General features: G+C 39.8%; 17 protein-coding genes. 2 read left to right on the forward strand and 15 right to left on the reverse strand.

What is annotated here, in order from left to right; translation table 11 throughout:
* From LKD41_RS12965 to LKD41_RS13025, 13 genes are all read right to left on the reverse strand, one after another.
* Window positions 1-1,119, reverse strand: a 1,119-nt coding sequence (locus LKD41_RS12965) for a restriction endonuclease subunit S (protein WP_227701405.1), incomplete at its 3' end; no start/stop codon positions are given.
* Between the two features lie 45 nt (window positions 1,120-1,164).
* Window positions 1,165-2,067: an AbiJ-NTD4 domain-containing protein gene (locus LKD41_RS12970; protein ID WP_227701406.1), complete on the reverse strand. Its 903-nt coding sequence runs from the start codon at window positions 2,065-2,067 to the stop codon at window positions 1,165-1,167.
* Between the two features lie 4 nt (window positions 2,068-2,071).
* Window positions 2,072-3,574 (reverse strand): class I SAM-dependent DNA methyltransferase, encoded by a 1,503-nt coding sequence (locus LKD41_RS12975; RefSeq protein ID WP_227701407.1) that lies wholly within the window; start codon window positions 3,572-3,574, stop codon window positions 2,072-2,074.
* A gap of 3 nt (window positions 3,575-3,577) precedes the next feature.
* On the reverse strand, window positions 3,578-4,639 hold the full coding sequence (locus LKD41_RS12980) for a Fic family protein (protein WP_227701408.1): 1,062 nt from the start codon (window positions 4,637-4,639) through the stop codon (window positions 3,578-3,580).
* 144 nt (window positions 4,640-4,783) lie between these two features.
* On the reverse strand, window positions 4,784-6,724 hold the full coding sequence (locus tag LKD41_RS12985; protein ID WP_227701409.1) for a hypothetical protein: 1,941 nt from the start codon (window positions 6,722-6,724) through the stop codon (window positions 4,784-4,786).
* Between the two features lie 415 nt (window positions 6,725-7,139).
* Entirely contained in the window at window positions 7,140-8,474 is a 1,335-nt protein-coding gene (locus tag LKD41_RS12990; RefSeq protein ID WP_227701410.1) for a hypothetical protein, read from the reverse strand.
* Between the two features lie 12 nt (window positions 8,475-8,486).
* On the reverse strand, window positions 8,487-9,476 hold the full coding sequence (locus LKD41_RS12995; protein WP_227701411.1) for a guanosine polyphosphate pyrophosphohydrolase: 990 nt from the start codon (window positions 9,474-9,476) through the stop codon (window positions 8,487-8,489).
* A gap of 22 nt (window positions 9,477-9,498) precedes the next feature.
* Complete coding sequence (locus LKD41_RS13000; protein ID WP_227701412.1) at window positions 9,499-10,566, reverse strand: lysozyme inhibitor LprI family protein; 1,068 nt, start codon at window positions 10,564-10,566, stop codon at window positions 9,499-9,501.
* A gap of 52 nt (window positions 10,567-10,618) precedes the next feature.
* Window positions 10,619-11,668 (reverse strand): GGDEF domain-containing protein, encoded by a 1,050-nt coding sequence (locus tag LKD41_RS13005; RefSeq protein WP_227701413.1) that lies wholly within the window; start codon window positions 11,666-11,668, stop codon window positions 10,619-10,621.
* A 15-nt stretch (window positions 11,669-11,683) separates the two neighbouring features.
* Window positions 11,684-12,331, reverse strand: a complete 648-nt coding sequence (locus LKD41_RS13010) for an HAD family hydrolase (RefSeq protein ID WP_227701414.1) — start codon at window positions 12,329-12,331, stop codon at window positions 11,684-11,686.
* Between the two features lie 30 nt (window positions 12,332-12,361).
* Window positions 12,362-12,721, reverse strand: a complete 360-nt coding sequence (locus LKD41_RS13015) for a sensor histidine kinase (protein ID WP_227701415.1) — start codon at window positions 12,719-12,721, stop codon at window positions 12,362-12,364.
* An 8-nt stretch (window positions 12,722-12,729) separates the two neighbouring features.
* Entirely contained in the window at window positions 12,730-14,265 is a 1,536-nt protein-coding gene (locus LKD41_RS13020) for an ABC transporter permease (protein WP_227701416.1), read from the reverse strand.
* Between the two features lie 207 nt (window positions 14,266-14,472).
* Window positions 14,473-15,318 (reverse strand): DegV family protein, encoded by an 846-nt coding sequence (locus tag LKD41_RS13025; RefSeq protein ID WP_255669509.1) that lies wholly within the window; start codon window positions 15,316-15,318, stop codon window positions 14,473-14,475.
* 433 nt (window positions 15,319-15,751) lie between these two features.
* On the opposite strand from LKD41_RS13025, the gene LKD41_RS13030 reads away from it, so the two are divergent.
* Window positions 15,752-15,937 carry a hypothetical protein gene (locus LKD41_RS13030; RefSeq protein ID WP_118627745.1) on the forward strand — a complete coding sequence of 62 codons (186 nt, stop codon included), beginning with the start codon at window positions 15,752-15,754 and terminating at the stop codon, window positions 15,935-15,937.
* A gap of 102 nt (window positions 15,938-16,039) precedes the next feature.
* On the forward strand, window positions 16,040-16,588 hold the full coding sequence (locus tag LKD41_RS13035) for a TetR/AcrR family transcriptional regulator (RefSeq protein ID WP_117840685.1): 549 nt from the start codon (window positions 16,040-16,042) through the stop codon (window positions 16,586-16,588).
* On the opposite strand, the gene LKD41_RS13040 is transcribed toward LKD41_RS13035, so the two are convergent.
* Window positions 16,580-19,759 (reverse strand): AAA family ATPase, encoded by a 3,180-nt coding sequence (locus tag LKD41_RS13040; RefSeq protein WP_227701418.1) that lies wholly within the window; start codon window positions 19,757-19,759, stop codon window positions 16,580-16,582. The genes LKD41_RS13035 and LKD41_RS13040 overlap by 9 nt on opposite strands.
* Entirely contained in the window at window positions 19,756-20,913 is a 1,158-nt protein-coding gene (locus tag LKD41_RS13045; protein WP_227701419.1) for an exonuclease SbcCD subunit D, read from the reverse strand. The genes LKD41_RS13040 and LKD41_RS13045 overlap by 4 nt, the downstream gene beginning before the upstream one ends.
* Between the last annotated feature and the right edge of the window lie 178 nt (window positions 20,914-21,091).

Raw genomic sequence — 21,091 nt, forward strand, 5'->3', positions numbered from 1 at the left:
CTGCATCAAACTGTCAAACAGCATTTGTGTTTCGTCTAATGCTTTTTGCACGGCAACTTTTGATTTGTCGACTTGGTGGACAAAATCGGCGAACTGGTTTTGAAGTTCTATTGGTGGAACTGGAACATCAAATTTTCTAAAATCATTCATAGAAACTCTTGGCATTTTTGCTCCAGCAACTTTCTCATTTATCATATTCACAAACTCATCATTACGAAGCATGAAAGCAAGATATTCTCGATTAATCTTAGTATTAACAGGCTGCAACGGAACCAATTCCGATGTTGCATACCCACATCTATTTGGTATTACAACTTTATTTAAATAAGGGCGAAGTTTAGAATACAGTACATTACTTGTATCAAACGTACAGGTTGAATTACCTACCTCATCCTCTGTTACTATCAAGTAATCAATTATTCTACCTGTCTGAGCCTCAACCATATCTAAGTTAAGAAGCCATACTTCTTCATGGAACTCTCCCTTATAATTCACAATAGGTGCAACATCTTCCATTGATTCTGTTGACCATCCTTTTGTATTTGAGACCGGCATACCAAAGAGTTCGACAAATCGGGCTTTAATGAGGTTGTCTAACATATCTAGTTCGGTTTTTCTTTTTTCTATTAGATTTGCTACTCTATCCAATATCTCGCATACTTTTTTTTGTTCATCCCATTGTGCGACATTTACAATAGTTTCTCTGATAACTCCCAAATGTAAATTAGGCACACCAATGCCCTTTAATCCAGCATTAAACTGGCGTTTTGCAACTGGACTATTTATTGCATATAAAAGATATTTGGGATAGATTGTTTCTAATGGTCTTAATACTGCCAAACTCACATATACATCAAATATTTCGTCTCTATCCACAATAGCAGCAACACCTGTTGTTCCATTTTTAGCCAGTAGAATATCATTTTTTCGTGGACTTAGTCGTTTGTACAATTTTTCATGTAACTCATCTGGGATATACCGAACATCGTCCCAATTAATTTTCCTTTCGGTAACATCTTTAGAAGATAGAAAAATCACACCATCATCACAATACTCTGGAGTCTGATGCGTTCCATCTGTTATGAACTCACACAGTTCATCTAATTTATATTTTGCCATCTACATCATCCCAACAAATCCGAATTTGTCTTCCTTTCTATTCTATCATTTCGCACTAACTGCAATCAAATAATTCACAAAAGCACTACACGACACCAACATAAATTTTGCTTCTTCAAATGTTGATGATGGTCCACCAATATTGCCAGCATGTCTTATTCCATTAGCATCCGATGTATATCCATAAAGCATATTAAAAGCCGATTTCAATCCTGCATGAATTACCACACCATTATCTTCTAATTTTTTTAACATTTTCCCCAATGAAGCCTCTTTTCCCGTTATTCCAGTAAGTATTTCACATAATGCTTCAACCGCACTAATACTTTCTTTGATAGAATTCTCATAATCAGGTTTGCTTCTGTCTGCTAGTAATTTGTTTGCCTTAGATATATGCTCATATACCGGGCTATATGGGTTTTCTAACGCTTGATTTACTTCTGTGACTTCATATTCATCACTTATTGGTACAATTATATCATCCACAAACCGATAGCCTATATACTCATCTTTAAAAAGATCATTAGCAGCTTGATACAATGATTTAATCGGATATTGGTCAAAACAAGTGTTGTAATACATAACTCTTTGCATATCAGTCCGATAGTCTTCCCAATATTGAATAATAGCTTCAATCAAAGTCAAAACATCATCATAATCGTCCTCTTGTATGGTTTTATTAATCATCTTAAAAACTGTATCATCGTAATAAGTCCGACTAGTATCCACAGGTTCCGAATAAATGGTTCCGATAACATATCTTAAAAATTCCTGTATGTTTTCTCTACCATAATATTCATCACCATATATTTCCTTATAAAACTGGCTAATCATATTTTGCAATTGTACTCTAGTTCTCTTATCAAACTCTTTTAACTGAATCTCTGTATTTTCCGGTTTGATTTTATTTCTATCAGAAAATCCACCCCGTTTACTTACTTTTGCCATAATCTCATTCTCCTAACAATTTCTCCAACTCTTCCATCTCGTTCCCAATCTCAATCTCAATCTCCCGAATATTAGCCATAATCTCAGATGTAGGCGGATACTCTACAGGCACATACTCAACTTCTTTATACTTATTGATACTAAGATCATAATCATTATCAACGATTTCATGCTTGGGAACCATGAATGACTTATCTGTACGTTTTCTATCTAACTCAGCATCACGATTGCGAAATCTTTCAATAATATCCGAAATATCATTATCCGCAATTGAAGAACGCTTGTCATCCAAGCTAAATCCATCTGCCTGCATATCATAGAACCATACATTGTCTGTTCCACCATGCTCTGTCTTTGTAAATATCAGAATGGCGGTCGATACTCCAGCATATGGTTTGAACACACCAGAAGGCATTGAGATAACTGCTTCGAGTCTCTGATTTTCCACAATTTCTTTTCGCATATCCTTATGAGCCTTGGAAGAACCAAATAATACTCCATCAGGAACGATACAGGCACATCTACCGCCGACTTTAAGCATACGAACAAACAATGCTAAAAAAAGAAGCTCTGTTTTCTTTGTTTTGCACACCTTTAACAAATCTGCTGATACAATATCTGCATCAAGGCTTCCCTTGAAAGGTGGATTTGCAAGAATCAGAGAATATTTATCCTTATCTGGATTCTGATCGGACAAACTGTCTCTGTATTCAATAAATGGGCTTTCTACTCTATGATTCATCATGTTCATTGCTCCTATACGAAGCATAGTTCTATCCATATCATAACCATGGAACATATGATTCATAAAATGATCTTTTTTCTTTTTATCATAGAAGATTTCATCTTTCTTATTCGCCCACAGATACTCTCCTGCTTCCACCAAAAATCCCGCTGTACCACAGCTCGGATCGCAGATTACATCATCAGCTTTAGGATCCATGAGTTCTACCATCATTTTAATGATATGACGAGGCGTCCTAAACTGACCATTTACCCCTGCTGTAGCCAGCTTTGAAAGAAGGTACTCATATACATCTCCTCTGGCATCTGAATCATTCAGTTTTGCCATCTGTGTATATAAATCATCCATTGCATCTACAACTTTGGAAAGCATTAGTGGTGTAGGAAGCTTAAAAATTGCATCATCCATATATTTTGAAAAAGCACTATCTTTATTAGCATGCAGATTCTTAATAAACGGGAATACCATTTCCTGCACTACAGAATACATTCTATCAGCCGGATAGTCCCTGAAAACAGACCACTTAAGTTGTGTTCCGTCAATAGTCCTCTCACCAATTTTTACTTTCTCGGCAAATACACTTTCATATGGAAGACCAAGCATAGCACTTTCTTTTGCATGTGTATTATCTGACACATCTAAATCGTGAATGAACATAAGATATGTCATCTGTTCAATTACATCCAACGGATTTGTTAGACCTCCCGTCCAGAAAATCTCCCATAAACTGTCTATTTTATTTTTTAATTCGCCTGTAATCATTTTCTAAATCTCCTTATCCCAGTTCCACTTATACTTTGTATAGCGGCCATTTCCAATCTTTATTATCTTCCCTGCCTTAACCAAATCTGTTAGTGTCCGCTGTACTGTAGTTGTACTTATTCCTGACGCTGCTTTTACAATATCAGTCTTAGTAATTGTACCTATGTGATTCTTTATAAGTTCTTCAATTCTATCTGGCTTAGGTATTCTCTTTTCCTCAACAATCTTTGTTCTATCAAAAAAATCGCGATATGCCGCAGTAATTATCCCCAAAATATATTTCACAAAATGCTCGTAATTGTTCTCATCTTCCATCCATCCTTGCGAACTTTCCTGTAAAGCATCATAATAACTGCCTTTTGTTCGCTCTATTAGCTTTTCCAGGCTGATATATTTTCCAACAATATAGTCATTCTGATATAACAATAATAAAGTCAATAATCTACTCATTCTTCCATTTCCATCATTAAACGGATGAATGCATAAGAAATCTATAATAAACATCGATATTAACAAAAGCGAGTCTGCTTCGCCTTGGTTAATTGCCTCATTATATGCTGTACACAAATTTATAATTGCGTCTGGAGTTTCCCATGCAGGTAATGGTCTGAATCTAACAAACTTATTACCCTTTTCATCCTCTTCCTCAATAATATTATCGGAAGTCTTGAATCTTCCTCCGTTAGAAGCATTCTCAAATTTATATAAATCTCTATGAAGCTGTAATATAAATGTATCACGAATCGGAATATGCTGAAAATTCTCGTGTATAGTATTAAGTACATCCCTGTATCCTGCTATCTCACGCTCATTTCTTGTCCTTGGCATTGTCTTATCCAAAACAATCTTTTTCAAACGTTCCTCAGAAGTATAAATACCTTCAATTTTATTAGAGCTCTCTGTACTTTGAATCTTTGCCATCTCAACAAGATTTTCCAGCACATCAGCGTGACGTTCAGCAATCAAGTACTGTTTACCTTTGTACTCATGAATTGTTGTAAGATAACTTACAATTTCTGGTGTAAGCAATTTCTTCCATTTTTCCGTATAATCGAATTGTTTCATTTTAATTGCCTCATTTCAAGTTCAACTTCGTCACATTCACAAAAATATCCTAATTGAATTATATATATAATCTTAGTCAAAATCAAGTTCAATTTAGTCATTTGTATAAAAATGACTAAATTGAACTTGATTTTGACTAAGTAATCATATTTCATAAAAGTCAGCACCATTCTTTGATATTTTATCCTGTAGGCAAAACTCTTCATTAATTTTGATTACGAGAATTATGAACATTTTTAATAAAACAATGTAGTCATTCTGCTGTTGTTGTTCATCTAGAGAATTCGTATCATGAATATATCGATTCCGTAAATCAAGGCCATTAGAAAATTCCGCCTTATTTAATACATAATCAAAATACTCCCATTCCGGCTTCGATAACAACGAGCTTTCCACTCTAATTTCGCCTTTACTAATAAGTTCTCTTAATATGTCACTATCTTTATATTGCAGACAAATAACACCTTTATCATTTAATTCCTTTAGAATCCGTATTCTTTCATAATTTAATATAAATATTCCATCATTTATAACCACTGCTCCGCGTTCTAATAACCAGTTAAATTCGTCGAAATTGTACTCTTTTAGTTCTTCTGGTCTTACATGTTCAGATTGAAGTAATTCGAAAAGTGTATTATATCTGCCTTTAGTCTTCTCAGTATAAGAAAGCAAGCCTTGATTCGAAAACATATCCTGCATTTCACGTAAAATTTCATTGCTATTCGCATATGCATACTTATTTTTAATTAAACTCGGAATTTCTTTATATCTCACAGACCCCGATATCATTTCATATAATTCTCTGTCAATCTCTCCTTCTTCGCAAAAAAGCTTAAACTGCTTAGTCACTCCGTCCATAACCGTAGCCACACGCTCATACTTACTAAGAATGCTGTCACTCTTCTCCGGCATAATACAAATAAAACCATTCGCACCAAATTCATTTTTTAAGTAGACTTCAAAAAACCATTTAATTATCTCCTCTAAATAAATGTCAAAATTATTAAGAATATCAACATAACCCTGCATTTGTCCACTTGAAAGCACATTTAGCAATTCAAAAAGCTGCCCCTTTTGATACATTCCATTTCCTTGAACAGATACCATTTTTTCAAAAATCCCCTGTTTCAAGCTTCTTGCAGTAAACAAACATCTCATACAAATATCTGTATATCCAAACAGATAAATGAAATTATTTAACAATGTAGGATAGTCCAAATTATTTTTTATCCAATCGGAATTGTATTTTGCAATAATAATACCGTCTGAAAAATCTAAATCTTGATCTGGATTTTCAGGTGAAAAAGATACTTCTACACCTGTTTCATATTCAAACACCGAAGTTGTATTATTGTTCCAATAACGCTCACTCCTTTTCTTTGCAAGATGTCTAAGTTTTGCATCTACATCAAATTCTTTCGATTTTTTTGACTTACCATTTATGATTAAGTCTAAAATATTTATATTTACTATATCTCCATTAATATAAGCTTTTATAATATTATACTTGTCCTCTTTCGTTAAACTTTTAGGAAAATAGCACTTCGTCTTTCCATTATCTTTCCTCATATAATAATCAACAATAAATCTAGCTCCATATTCCGGATTTTTAAGCATTTCTGTAATCTGTGTATCAAACTTCTCAACTAAATTTTTATTTTTCAAAAGCTCGTTTGGCGGTATGCGGAGCCCGTCTGCAATTTCTTTGAAATGCTCTGCAGAAATTTTGTCATACACCTTATATATGTAGAAATATTTCCAAAATTCATCCCAAAATATAACTTTACATACATTATATATAGGAACAATTGCATTCTCCGTAATGCTTTGAAAAAATAATCTCACCTCTTTTTCAGCATTTCTAGAAAGTTCTTTATACTTTCTATAATAATCATCATTCCAGGCATTTACATAATCATATTTATCAAAAAATTCTTTAATACTACTTAACTCCAAAACTCTATTTACATCAGATAAATCCAATTGATTTTTAGCATAAGCATCCAAAACGAGTGGAATTTTTTTCTCCTCACCCACAAAATAATATCCTATTGCAAAATATTCTTTCAATCCCAGTTCTTGCAAAGCTCTATACCTCTCTATGTCCCATTCGTATCTATAAAAAACTTTCTGTCAACATTTTCGTTCTATTATCCCCCTAATTTTCCCCCAAAAAAAATTCACAAACGACCAATGCCCTTACGCATCATATCTTTTGTGAACTTCTAATCTCTTTTTATCATATTTACTTAGCTTTTTCATAACTTCTCTCTCCCTCCAAATCCTATATAAATATTATGCAACTCCTTTTTCCAAATTGCAACCTTTTTTAATAAAAACCGTCAAAATCTCCCCTCTTATCAATCTGCTTCACGCCCCAATTCGACAATACTTTCTATGATTTCTATTTTATATTTATATCTACATCCTTATCTAACAATTCCCATCACAAAAGAGCACAGAATCTCTTCCATGCTCTTATCTTGCAACTTTCATCTATCTAATTATCTTCAGCCTGACCTTTCTCCTCATCAGAAGCCTCATCCCCAGATTTTTCTTCCGTCCCCATCACGATTTTTTCCTCTTTCTCTTCCTCAGCCAAACTCGAAACTACCTCATTCTCCCCCGAATCCGCAGTATCTTCCAATGCCACCACATCCTCCAGCACGTTTTCCTCTTCTAACGCCTCTTCTTCCTGCACCGCATCTTCCACAACTACTGTCTCGCCCTGCTCTGCATTTTCTGTATCTTCCGTGCCTTCATCCGAAGCAAAAACGCCCTCTTTCTCTTTCTCCTTCTCCTTTTCTTCCGTTTCTTCCACTCCCCCATCCTTCCGGAACTTCTCCCGGAACTGCTCTTTCTTGGCTGCCACAGCGTCCATGAGGGCAAGCTTCTTCTCTTCGCGGTTTTCTAAGGCTTCCTGCTTCTTTGCGTCACGGAGTTTTTGCTGTTCTTCGCGCTGTGCGGCTTTCTTAAGCTCTTTTTCCTGGCGTTGCTCTTCTTTGATGCGAAGCTTCTCGGCTTTATCCTGCTCCTTCTGCTGCAGGCGGTTCTGGCGAAGCTCGTCTTTTGCCTGCTGCTTCTGGCTCTTCTTGACCTGCTTTTTGGCGGAACGCTCGATAGAACGGATCATGCTCTTGGCATCACCGACTCTGCGGCGGGCACTGCGGTATGGATCGTAGAGGAAATAGGATGCTGTGGTAAGTGCCAGCAGCACCAGTCCTATGATAAGGCAGATTGGAAGTAGAAAATCATAGAAGCCGTACTTTAATTCATAACCGATAAAGAGAACCAGCATCACCGGGAAAACTACTGCTGAGAAAATATCGCAGATGAGTCTCCAGAGAAAGAAGCACTGCTTCTGATGTACAAAAATGGCAGCCTGCACGCCGGTAAAGAACATCAGCATCAGACAGATTTGTGATGTGATTCCATGTAAAAAGCCTACAAAGACACACAGTGCCAGTGAAAAGAAAAACATGGCTAGGGCGTAGCCTCTGCGGTATGCATATTTGTATTCCCGCATTCCCTCTCGCTTATCTGCACTCAGGTCATGGATTTCATATACCCGGTCATTGACCCGCTCCTTCATGTCCTCCCGGTATTTGCGGCCTTCTCTGGCATGTGCCATATTTTCGTCCATGTCTTCGTCCAGTTCCTGCAACATTTTCTGTTCCATAAAAATCTGCTGCAGTAACTCATCTTCCCGCTCTCTGCGCTTTGTAATTTCATCCTGAATCCAGCTTGCCTTCTGCATCTGGAGACTCTCTTTCATCCATTGTTCCTTTTCCATATTTTCACCCATAGCTGCCTTCTCCGTTTCGTACGCTTCCATTCTGTTCTATTTCTAATCAATCAAATCATTCTGAAATCTCGACAAATGCTCATAAGGAAGAATCAGTCTTCCCCGGTATAAGCCGCAGCCGTCATTCATCAGGCTGTTGCTTACTGCTGTAAACATGTCGACATCCACACCGGAAAGCTCCAGTTCCTGCAAACGCCTGCACCGTTCATAAGCTTCATCAAAATAAATGCATTCTCCCTCCGGGATGGTATCCCGGCGTGCTCTGGATGCTTCCTGCTTTTTCTCATAATTAATATGATTGGCGGAACCGATTTCTGCAATATCGTCCATCTGCTTTGTGCGAAGCTGCATTTCCACATAACATCTCGCACTGTTATCATAAAAAGTAATATGTAAGGATTTGTAATCGTCCTCCTTTTCGCTGGTGATATAATCCCGGTAATATGGTTTTACAGCATCATCCAAAAGCGGGGAACTGCTTCTTAAGACACCGCCTGTCAGCTCTGCCGTAAATCCACGCTCCTCTAAAAACTGTGGCAGCACATTTGCAATCTGATAAAGGTGCTTTAATTCCTCTTCTTCGCGGTTCTCATGATTTTTCAAATGACACCGTGGCATGGAAATCACAATCCGGTATGCAATCAGATCACGGAAGCAGTTCAGCTTTTCCTTTAATTCTGCAATGTCCGGATAGCTTTTATGCTTTTTATAATAATCATAAATGTACTCTACAATATAGCCGTTGAATTTGCCCTCCGCACGAATCAGTGACTTGATTCTTCCTTTAAAAGTAAAGGAAAGATAAGGATATTCCATTGCCATATATTTGTAGAACTCACGGATTTTCTGGGACTGCGCTGTCAGGAAATCATTGTGCTCTAATAGCTCCATAATCTGAATCAGGAAATTGCAGTGCACCAGATCCACTTCATTTTTTGATACTTTTGCGGATGCCCGGAGGTCCTGCGTATACTTTTTCAATATCCGGAACACCGTTGCTCCGGAGTATAAGTAATCATTTAATGTAACCATTTTCCCTCGCTAAAATATCTTTTTATTTCAAATACTCTGCCAGTTCATATACCCTGTTTCTTGTTAATTCTGCCGCCTTATCATTTTCCAATAATGGCTGCAGGCTTCCGCCCTCGGCATCTTTGCCGGCTTCCTCTACTGCACTGTCTTTTGTCTTAATCCAGTCACGCTCTTCCTGGGTAAGAGTCGTCATAGTGTCCTCATCCAAAGTCTCTTTTAAACGGCTCCAGATAGAATTCAGCTCATTATCCCACAACTGATACAACTGCAGAGACAGGGTATTCATTTCCTGCTGTGTCAGTTCTCCACTGGAAAGGTCTTCTTGCATGGCTGCTGCTTTCTCCTCGATTTTCTGCAATTCACTCTCTATGGATACATCGGAAGTTGTGGTTTTATCATTTACCGTAACCTTATCTCCACTCGGTCCTAAAAAGGTATCAAAGGTCAGCGTATTAAAAATTGCATAGAATGGAAGCGTCGTATCCTCATCGGTAAGACCAATGGATGCCCAGTCCAGGAATCTTTCCGGCAATTCATCTAACGGTGCACCCGGCAGATAAATATATAAATCATAAACCTCTTCCAAACCAGCCGGTCCCGTGTAAATATATTTCACGCCGCCTTTAATTTCCGTGTCGCCTTCTGTTTCCTTCGTTGCAATATTCTCCAACTGCATCTCATAGGTATAATCATTTATCTTTTCCGGCTGGGTGAATTTTCCATAGAAATCACAATAGTAAAGGGTTCCATTTGGATATCCATCCCCGCTATCTCCTGCATCTGCATCATGATAATTTCCCACAAAAGAGCCATCCTCGGATAAAATCAATGTAGAATCCCATGCACCGGCTCCGCTGGTAAACATAAAGCTTTCTCCTGCAAGCTGTGCAAAAATGTCATCTTCATCCACATTTTCCGTTTCTGTCTCCTCTGTCACCTCTTCTGAGTTTTCCGTTTCTTCCGTCTCAGTCTCAGCCTCTGTTTCTGTGGTCTTTTTCTCCGGCTCCACGACTCTTCTTCCGCAAGCCGCAAACGTTGACATTCCCAACGCTGCACTTAATATCATTGCTAAAAACTTTTTCCCTTTCATAAACGAATCCTCCTGATGTTCCTTTTCATTTCTCTCCCCCTTTTTTATCTTTCTATGATTCTAAATCAAAGACATCCTGGTTTCTTCCCCGCTCCTTTGCCGCATAAAGTTTCTCATCCGCTAAGCGATATAATACCGTAACAGCAATTCCTTCTGTATAATGCTGTACTCCGCTACTGAAAGAGCATTCGATATTCTTTTCATGCTTTGTATATTCTTTATATTCCCGTCTTATATGCTCTAGCATTTTACCGATTTCATCCGTGTTCATCCCCTTTAAAACCAGCATAAATTCTTCTCCACCAAAGCGTACTGCAATCCCTTTATTCTTTACATGCTTCGTTAAAAGTCTTGCAAATTCCACCAGAATAATGTCTCCAAACCCATGTCCGTAATTGTCATTCACATGTTTAAAGAAGTCAAGATCAATCAGTACCGCATCAAATTCTTCCTTCTCATCCAGAATAAGTTCTCCCAGATACTGATTTAAATAACGACGATTATAGAGTCCGGTCAGTGCATCTTTATCTGCGGCATCTTTCAACTGTTCATTCAACTTCTTTACTTCTTCTTCCTGCCTCTGTCTCTGCATCTGAAGCAGGATAGAAATCAAAAAGACACAAAGTAAAACGATAAGCAGGGAACAAAGTGTGCTCTGCAGCACGACTTCTTTTGACAATTTTTCACTTTCCAGCGGTCTCATATAGGCTAAAATAACTGCTGCCACATCGGCTACAATTACTATGCCGGCAAACCGGATTGCATTTCCGGTTGGAATAAAAATCGCAATTGCTACCATCGCAAGTACCATGTATACAATCGTTCCCGTCTGATATATATAATATAGTGTTGGAAATTCCACAAGGCTTAATACTGCTATCATCAAATAAGACGCATAACGTATCTGACCTTTTTTAATTCCAATGAAACTTCCTGCGGCCATAAGTAACATACAGATTCCACAGAAAATCGTTGTTCCGTTCCATCCGAAAATCAATGCATTTCCAATAAATCCTGCCAGATTTCCGATACAGCTTCCCATTGCCAGCACATAAAACTGTCTGCGGTTCACATCAATTGAAGTATCAAATAAAAAATTCATCTTACCTCTCCCATTTTATGAAAATAAAATTTTCAATTCATCCAGTGTATTTGCACATATCGTAAGTTTCTTTTTTAATTCATCATCCGGCTGTGTCTGATCCGGAACCATTGCCACCTGACAGCCTGCCTGACAAGCACTCATAACCCCATTGGGCGAATCCTCCACCGCAAGGCATTCTTCCGGAGCAAGTCCAAGTTGTGCACATGCAAAAGTATAGATATCCGGTGCCGGCTTTCCGTGTTCTACCATGGTTGCACTGATGATTTCATCAAAGTACGGATATAGTCCTATCTGCTTTAAATATCTTTCTGTCCGTTCCATGTCGGTTGCCGTTGCAACTGCCCGCCGGATTTTCTTTTCTTTTAAGAAATTCAATAACTCAACAGCTCCTCTTTTTATCTCAATACCGTTCTTTGCAAGATATTCCTCCATCAATTCCTTCCGGTAAGCCCGGATAGCCGGATAGTCAAGATTCTCATCTGCAAACATTTCCTTTAAATGCGCCGGTGCAAAGGGTTGTCCTAAGGAACGCATGGACAATGCCTGCTCATCACTCATTTCATAGCCAAAATGCGCCATTGCCTTAGGCCAGCAGATTCTATAGTATTTCTCTGTATCAATGAGTGTTCCGTCCATATCAAATAAAACTGCTTTTATCATATTACATTTTCTTCCTGCCTTTTTCATTGACTAATTTGCCATACCCACTACCACAGTTACCGAAAAAAGATTTTTTTCCTGTTTCAGGAAAACATCCCCGTTCATTTTATGCATCAGCTTTCTGCATATATAAAGCCCCAGTCCGCTTCCTTCCTGGCTTCCTGCATTGGAGCCACGATAGAAGCTGTCAAAAAGATGCGGAAGTTCCTCTGCCGGAAGAACTTCTCCTGTATTTTCCACGGTAATCAGCACACAGTCTTCTTCTTTTGAAATTGATATACCAATTTTTTTGTCACTACCATATTTTATAGCATTTTCTATGATATTCTGCAATACTTCCAGCAAACGTTCTGTATCTGCTTTCACCAGAGAATTCTGATACTCCCCCATGTTAAACCCTATATGAAGCTGTGAAAGTTTATCTTTATAGTATACTGTATCTCAACAGACATTTCCGATGGCATGCCTTCTTCCGTAAGTTCTTCTGCCAGGCAATCTAATTCTTTTGCCAAATCAGCCCGGGTCTTTCCTGCCATATTCCCCATTGCCTGTGATACATCTGATATGTAGACATCACTTTCTTTTCCAAATGTCGTAATCAGATTCTTACTTTTCATGGTATCTGTTGTAATAACCACTCCCAGCATAAAAACGGAACAAAGGAAAAAGGACAATATAATCGTAAGGAACCGTCTTGGACTGCTTAAAATATCATTGACTGCCAGATACCAGGTACTGTTAAAACGGCTTTTTCCCAGCCGGTAAATGGATTTCTTTTTAAAGCGTTCTCCGGACTGACCGTTTCGAATAGCATCCACCGGTGTCAGCTTCTTTACTTTTCCGGTACACCGGTATGCAAACCAGATAGTAACTGCAATAACAATGACTGCGCTCATGAAATTTACCGTAATGGCATGACTGTTTCCCAACATCATATTTTCTGTCACCGACTGCAGAAGCATATTGCCAAATGGGATGCTTGCCAGGAATCCAATTGCTGCTCCCACAACAGCCAGCATCAGATATTTTACAAGATAAAGGCTTCGTATCTTAAAGTCCGTAATTCCGATGGCTTTCATGACACCGATTTCCCGGTATTCCTCTGTCACCGTAAAAGTAATTGTAAATTTCAACACTGCAAAGGATACTATCATCAGGCATACACTTAAAACCAGCACCACAAATGCCACAATCATATCCATGACATAACACAATTTAAAAATGCCCCGTCCCCGGTTAAATAGGATGTTGGATGCATTGCTTAATAAAGAGGCTATTTCCGATGGATTGTCTGTGTCAATATAAATGATCTCGCCACGGTATTCTGCAAGACTTTCATCCGATGCAAATTTCTGATAATCCGCTTCGTTTATAATAAATCTTTTATTTCCCATAAATTCAGAACCCAGCAGCGCATCTTTTGCTTTTCCGGCAATCGTAAGCTCCACACTGTTTTTGCCATGGGTAATCGTAAGTTTATCTCCCTCTTTTAAATCATTTGCATCTAAGAAATTTCCTGTGACATAGACCTCACCCTCAGGCACTTTTGTAAGCTCCTTATTATCCTTTGTGAAAAAATGTATCTCACTTTCGGAAATGGATTCTATGATCATTGCCTTGTTTGCCATATCAAGTTCTTTTCCCTCTGCCTTGATATTCCCCTTGGTTGCATATATAATATGATCCATGCGGTAGTCTTTTACATACTGACAGGTATCCAAAAGCTCCGGCACACCGCCATCCCCCTGCTGGGTCAGTACTACATAATCTCCAATGTCTGCCTGATTAAGATAATAATCGGTTCCATTTACTACCGTCAGTACATTGTTCAGCCCGCTTGCCACAAACATGGCAGCTAAAATAATAAACAGCAAAATTACAATATTAATTGTTTTCTTTCGCTTTAAGTCTTTGCGTAAGATATCCCAAAACATCTTCTGCTCCTTTCTATCCTCTTAGTATACCTCAACTACGCGAAACACGCTTTGCAAGTTTCGCGCCGCAGTGCGCATCCTCGCGGAGCGTTTTTTACTTTACAGGCAATTTCCTGTAAAGTAAAAAAGAACCGGCAAAGTTTTATTTCCTTTGCTGGTTCTACTATAACGAATCAATTATTAAAGAATCCTTAAATCTGAAAATTCTTATTTCATGCTTTCTTTTAAAATAAATGCCATCAGAAGTGCATCCGGTCCGATATGGGTTCCGATTGCCATTCCAACTTCATGTAAGCTGCTTTCTGTCAGGGAAAATGCTTCCATGGTTTCTTTCCGGAATTCCTCTCCCATTTCCGGGTTATTGCTGTGAGCAAATTCTACCGGCATGCAGCTATCCACTTCTCCTTTTTTCAAAAATGCCTGCATTCCGCTTTTGGCCGCTTTCATGCCGCGGGCTTTGGAATATCCTTCAATCTCTCCATTCCGGAGCAGCAGCACCGGCTTGATTCCCATTACATTTCCCACTGCTGCAACTACCGGAGAAATACGTCCGCCCTTTTTCAAATATAATAATGTGGACGGAACACCGGTAAGATAGGTGCGGTTCTTTACTTCTTCCAAGATTCCTGCAATCTCTTCTGCACTTTTGCCTTCTTCTTTTAACTTCACGGCATACTCCACCAGAAGCCGCAAGGATAAGGATGCCTGCAGGGAATCCACGATATATATCTTTTCATATCCGCACATTTCCTTCGCCAGCACTGCTCCGTTATAGGTTCCCGAAAGCTTCGAGGAAATGAGTATTACTAACACTTCTTCCCCTGTTTCTTCTGCCGCTTCATACTTTTCTAAAAATGCTGCCGGTGATGGCTGGCTGGATACCGGAAGTTGTTCCTCGCTGCGCAGTTTCTCATAAAATGCTTTGAAATTCTCTTCTGTATTCCGGTCAAATATAACATCTTCAAAGTTTGCCGAAATCGGCACCAGATTCACGCCCATTGCCTTTGCTTCGGTTTCTAATATGTCAGATCCTGTATCTGTAATTATCTTCATTTTCGTCTCCATCTCTTGACTGTTGTCTGTATCTATGCCACACTATATGTGAGATAATTTATATCACATCGTTGTGGCTGCATAAGTAGCATTGTAGCATAGTTTTCCCTTTTTTCAACGGTTTGATGTGAGACATTTTATATCATTTTGTATCATGATACGGATGTGGTGCCGGTGGGTGGGACAGTCGTTTTATATTTGTTATTACGATTTGTATTTGATACATACATTGCTTCTAACGTCAAAGAGCGGTTTTTCTTGCACTGCATTTTTCTTTTGCCGATAAAGCCTGTCTTTCCAATGTTTGACAGTATGCCGGACTCTGTTCGCCTGAATGCGGATACGATATATGCAGTCTGTTAGAGACGCTTAGAATTCCGGCAGCAACCGGCAACGCTGGCACAGGGACGTGCCAGCGAGGCACATCTTAAGCATGGATGCGAATATGTGCCGGGTGCCGGAAGATACGGAAACTTTAACGGAATTCTTAGCGTCTCTTTCAGACGGAATGTTGTATCCGCATCAGACGGACAGAGCCGGCATCCGGTCAAAGCAACGGAAAGGACAGCCTGACAGCAAGAAAAATACAGTGCTAAGAAAAATAACGCTCTTTGCGTAATGAACCAATGCACATATCAAATGCAAATCGTAAGAAACGAATATCATATTCTGTCCCACCCACCGGCACGCATCCATAGCACATACGAACAGGAGCATTTAAATGAAAGAAACAGACAAACGATACGAAGCAAACCGCCAGGTAAAATTAAAGATTGCCCGTGCCCTGACCAAACTCATGGACACCAAAGCATTTTCCGATATATCCGTAACCGATATTATTACCACTGCCGGAGTAGCAAGAGCTTCCTATTACCGGAATTTTCATTCCAAGGAAGAAGTGTTGATTAAAATTACGGACGATATTATGGAAGAATACCGGAAGAGGGCAGAAAAGCTTGAAAATGACTTTTTCAGCTATGAGGCAATTTTACTGATTTTCCGGTATTTTAAGACTTACAAGAAATTTATTTTAAGTGTATATAAGGCAGGTCTTGCATACATTTACTTAGACCTTTTTGATCAGGAATTAGAAAATCATATGGGTGACATGCCTTATAATGATATTCACCGGTATAAAGTCTACTTCTATTCCGGTGCGCTCTATAATGTTTTCTTAAAATGGCTGCAAAACGGAATGAAAGAACATCCTTCCGCTATGGCTTCCATGGTGACGGAAATGTTAGAACAGGGAGCCTATCCGCTAGCTTAACTGCCAGCGGACATGGCTTCCTTCTTCATCTTTTGTAATAAGAAGCTGGTCTTCCATTTCCTGCTTTAATTCTGTTACATGGGAAATGATTCCAATAAGCTTTGAGCCGCCTGCCATCTCTTTTAATACCCGGACTGCCTGCTCTCTTGCATGCTCATCCAGGGAACCAAAGCCTTCATCAATAAACATCATATCAAGATGTATGGCAGCAGAATTTTCCTGAATCTCATCTGCCATGCCCAGTGCCATGGATAACGCCGCCATAAAGGACTCTCCTCCGGAAAGCGTACGGACTTCCCGCTCTTTTCCGGTTACATTGGAATATACCATAAGGTCAAGTCCCTTGTTCTTTCCGATTGCAGCCTTCTTCTCATCAAACATTCTGAGTTCAAACTGTCCTGCTGACATTTCTTCAAAACGGCGGTTTGCTGCATAAAGAATCCGCTCCAGATAATAACGTTGCACAAAGGTCTCCAAATCCATACGGCTGCCGGACACATTTCCGGAAATGACAGTATAAAGCCGTGTTATACGGTTGTGCTGCTCTAATACCTGCTGCCGCCCGCTCCATATTTCCTCTACCGCTTCTAAGATTTCCGTATCCTTCTGATTAGAAATCTCCCACTCATTGGCCGCCCTGCCTGCAAGCTTACTCTGCTCCTCTGCTGCCTTAAGTTCCTCTGAAAGCTTCTCTACGTCCGGTTTTTCTTTCTCCCCTACAGTTTCTTTCGCTGTCTCATAGCGGCTTTGATACATCGTCTTCTGATTCTGATAATCTTCCCTTTTCTGCCGCATCTCTTCCATGGCATCTATCGAATACTGCTCCACCAGAGTCTGCCATTCCAGTTTGGAAATATCTTTTTCTTCTATATATAAATCATATTTTTGCTGCTTGGCTTCTGCTTCCTTTTTCCGTTCCGGAAGTTCTCTTTCACAACGGACAATGCCTGTCTGTGTACCGGTTTTCTCTTCCTCTAAACGGCTCTTTTCTTTATCAGCCTTTGCATATGCACTTTCTGCAGAAGCCTTCTTCTGCTGTGCTTCTGCCAAGACTTCATCCGCTTCTTTTTCAGATGTATAGTCAAGGGTGCGGTTCCGCTCTGTGTAAGCTGCCTGACAACGGTCAAACTGCTCTTTTGCCAATAGCTTCTTTTCTGTTGCTTCTGTCTCTTCTTTTTGAAGTGCAATCTTTTTTGCTTCTGCCTCTTCTAATTTATGAGACAATTCCTTCTTCTTTTTTATCTCCTGAGAAAGTGTTTCTTCTTCTTTTGCAAGCTCTTTCTTTTGCGTGACAAGCCACGGTTCTATTTCTTCATCGGCTGCCGGGTGTGCTTCCTTTCTAAAGGCTTCCATTTTCTTCCTGCACTTTTCCTGTTTTTCTGCCAACTCTTTCTCCCGGTTCTCTCTTCTTACGTGACATGTACCGGCTTTTGTAGATGCTGCTTCCTGCTTCTGCTGTAACTTTGCAACCGTTTCTTCTAAAGTTTCTAACATTTCCCGGCTTAATTCTTCCTGCATTTCTACCGCAATGCATGGCTTTGGATGTTCCATGGAACCGCAGACCGGGCATGGCTCTCCCTCTTTTAATTCCTTTGCTAAAATACCTGCCTGGGCATCAAAAAACCGCTTACGATATGCTTCGTATTCCTGCTGCTTTGCCTGATACTGTCCGGATGCTTCCCGATAAATCTCTTTTGCATGTTCCTCCTGTTTCTTTTCTTTACCAAGAAGCTGCTTTGATTCTGTAATCTCTGCTACGGCATCTTCGATTTCTGCAAGAGCATTTTTCTTTCCGGTAATCTGTAACTGCCTTACTTCCATTCCTTCGAAGGCTTCTGCTTCTTTCTTCCACTGCACAATATTCTGCTCTAAGACAGCGCTTTTTTCTTTTGTCTCTTTTTCCGTCTCTTCCGCCTGCTGCAAAGCATCTTTACTCTGCTCTACTTCCTGTGCGGCTTTTCTTATTTCTTTCAATGCCTCTTTCGTGCGATTTACTTTTTCTTCTATAATACTGTAATTCTTCTGCTGTGTTTCCTTTTCCGCCTCTGCTAAGTTTCTTTCCTTTTCTGCCTCTTTTAAAGCTTTCTTTATCTCCGGCAGCTTTTCTTCTAATTTCTGCTGTTCTGCCTTTAAATTCTCCAGCCTCTTTACCGCTTCTTCATACTGCTGATAGAGCTGCTTTGCATCATAGGCAAGCTTTATCATCTGCTCTAACCGGGCAGTCTCTTTTATCTCCTCTTCCGCTTCAAAAAGGCATGCCAACTCCCGCTGTGCTTCTTCCATCTGGGTAAAGGATTTTTGCAGATTTTCCGCTTCCTGCAACGCACTCCTGCAATGCTCCCGCAGTTTTTCCGCTTCTTTTGCTTCCTTCTTTTTCTGCTTTCCCTCTTCCTTAAGATACTGGCACAATTGCTGCATCAATTCTAAAAAGCGTTCCATCTCCGGTGCTTTTGCATCCGCCTGCTGCATCTTCTTTTTCAATGCCAACAGGGCTTCGGCTTCTTCAAAGGCTTCCGGTATGTCCGCATTCTCAGCTTTGGCATGAAACTTCGTACGGATTGTGGCAATCTCTGCATCTAATTTTCTTTTCCGGTCTCCTAATTCATTGGCAATCTTTTCATATTTTTCTGTGTGGAATAATTTTCGGAAAATCACTTTTTTCTCATCGGATTTTGCCCGGAGCAGTTCCATAAATTCTCCCTGGGCAATCATTGCCACCTGCATAAACTGCCCCTTGTTCAGCCCGACAATATCAATGATTTTCTGATTCGTTTCCTTTTGTGAATAAACGATTTCATCCGGCATGATTAAGGTAACGGATTCGCTTTCTTCTTTTTCACCGCTTCCCCGCTTCAATGGGCGGACATGTCTTGGCACACGGCGCACTGTATAGACGCCGCTTTCTTCTGTTCCTTCACAGAATTTCAATTCCACATAAGGCTCTGCGCCTGCTGTGGCAAACTGACTCTGCAGCTCTGTTCCACTTTTTTTATTAGCTGTGGAACTGGCTTCTCCATATAACGCAAAGGCTATGGCATCAAAAATAGTGGACTTGCCGGAACCGGTATCTCCGGTAATCAGAAATAAATTCTGGGATGGTTTTCGAAAATCAATTTTCGTCCGGTCTCCATAGGACCCAAATGCCTGCATTTCCAAGGTTAATGGTCTCATAACTCACTCTCCTCCTCTACTTTATTGATGACTTCCTTAAGAATTTCTCTCTCTTCCTCGTTCATCTCTCCAATAAACTCACAGCATAGCGAAAAGGCATCAAGCTCTGCCTCATGCCGGAATTTTTCCATTTCATAATTGGCTTTGTGCAGCGTTTCTCTTCGGATTTCCAGCAAATTGGGAAATGCATGACGCAGCCGGTCCTGCATGTCAAAGACATTGACATCCACCTTATCGGTAAGAATCACAGTTACAAAATTATCGGATGGCTGCTTTAATACTTCTTCTAATTCCCCTTCCACAATACGCACCTGACGCAGTGGTTTTAACGGAATTACTCTGGTGGAAAGCCTGCCCTTTTCTTCCAGTTCCACCATAATAATGCCTTTTTTCTGTCCCGCTTCACTGACGGAGCAGGCAAGAGGTGTTCCACAGTAACGATAACTCTCTTTTCCCACGGTCATAGGCTTATGAATATGTCCCAATGCCGCATAGTCAAACCGCTCCAACACATCCGCAGACACTTCATCAATATTTCCCACGGTGCGGATTTCGGAATCCATCCGCTCAACATCCTCCGCCGCTTTTCCTGCCGGCAGATAGAACTGGTGGCTCACCAGCACATTCCGCTCTGCTTCATTTACATTTTCTCTTTCCAGAAGCTTATGCAAAGTTGCATCATAAGAAAGATTGTTGTCATTTTCATCCGTTCCCACAATCTGCTTTACCATAGACGGCTTCACAAATGGCAGAAGATAAAAATTCACTTTTCCATACTTATCCGTCAATGTCACTTTCTCAATGTATTCCTCTTTCGTCTCAGGCGGCTTTCCTATCATATATAAATGCTGTCTTGATAAAATGCTTCGAAAACAGTTCACTCTTGGTGCGCTGTCATGGTTTCCGCTAATCATCATAAGGACAGTCTCCGGCACCATCTCCGTCAGTTCATTGATAAAATGATCGAATACCTCTACTGCCTCTGCCGCCGGCACTGCTTTATCATAAATATCTCCTGCAATCAAAATGGCATCCGGTTTTTCTTCTCCCGCCCGCTCTACAATCTGATGCAGGATATATTCCTGGTCTTCCCTTAAATCATGATTCATTAATTTCAATCCGATGTGAAGGTCGGATAAGTGAAATATCTTCATAGCCCATGTGCTCCTTTTCTATACAGGATTATCCTACAAAGTAAGATTATATTTTTCTCTTACTTTGTATTATAGCTTGTCTGGGGTTCTGCCGCAACGGACTTCTGCCGAATTATATGGCAGCATTTTTAAGCAGTAGGCTAATTCTTTAGGGGGAAAATCTTTCAACTTTCTTCAC

The organism is Roseburia sp. CLA-AA-H209 (assembly GCF_020687575.1).
GTDB lineage: Bacteria > Bacillota > Clostridia > Lachnospirales > Lachnospiraceae > Roseburia_C > Roseburia_C amylophila.

Excerpts from the sequence above, each read along its gene's own strand:
- LKD41_RS12970 (WP_227701406.1), bottom strand. The coding sequence starts at position 2,067 with ATGGCAAAAGTAAGTAAACGGGGTGGATTTTCTGATAGAAATAAAATC.
- LKD41_RS12975 (WP_227701407.1), bottom strand. The coding sequence starts at position 3,574 with ATGATTACAGGCGAATTAAAAAATAAAATAGACAGTTTATGGGAGATT.
- LKD41_RS12980 (WP_227701408.1), bottom strand. The coding sequence starts at position 4,639 with ATGAAACAATTCGATTATACGGAAAAATGGAAGAAATTGCTTACACCA.
- LKD41_RS12990 (WP_227701410.1), bottom strand. The coding sequence starts at position 8,474 with ATGGAAGCGTACGAAACGGAGAAGGCAGCTATGGGTGAAAATATGGAA.
- LKD41_RS12995 (WP_227701411.1), bottom strand. The coding sequence starts at position 9,476 with ATGGTTACATTAAATGATTACTTATACTCCGGAGCAACGGTGTTCCGG.
- LKD41_RS13000 (WP_227701412.1), bottom strand. The coding sequence starts at position 10,566 with ATGAAAGGGAAAAAGTTTTTAGCAATGATATTAAGTGCAGCGTTGGGA.
- LKD41_RS13005 (WP_227701413.1), bottom strand. The coding sequence starts at position 11,668 with ATGAATTTTTTATTTGATACTTCAATTGATGTGAACCGCAGACAGTTT.
- LKD41_RS13010 (WP_227701414.1), bottom strand. The coding sequence starts at position 12,331 with ATGATAAAAGCAGTTTTATTTGATATGGACGGAACACTCATTGATACA.
- LKD41_RS13015 (WP_227701415.1), bottom strand. The coding sequence starts at position 12,721 with ATGGGGGAGTATCAGAATTCTCTGGTGAAAGCAGATACAGAACGTTTG.
- LKD41_RS13020 (WP_227701416.1), bottom strand. The coding sequence starts at position 14,265 with ATGTTTTGGGATATCTTACGCAAAGACTTAAAGCGAAAGAAAACAATT.
- LKD41_RS13025 (WP_255669509.1), bottom strand. The coding sequence starts at position 15,318 with ATGAAGATAATTACAGATACAGGATCTGACATATTAGAAACCGAAGCA.
- LKD41_RS13030 (WP_118627745.1), top strand. The coding sequence starts at position 15,752 with ATGGATGCGAATATGTGCCGGGTGCCGGAAGATACGGAAACTTTAACG.
- LKD41_RS13035 (WP_117840685.1), top strand. The coding sequence starts at position 16,040 with ATGAAAGAAACAGACAAACGATACGAAGCAAACCGCCAGGTAAAATTA.
- LKD41_RS13040 (WP_227701418.1), bottom strand. The coding sequence starts at position 19,759 with ATGAGACCATTAACCTTGGAAATGCAGGCATTTGGGTCCTATGGAGAC.
- LKD41_RS13045 (WP_227701419.1), bottom strand. The coding sequence starts at position 20,913 with ATGAAGATATTTCACTTATCCGACCTTCACATCGGATTGAAATTAATG.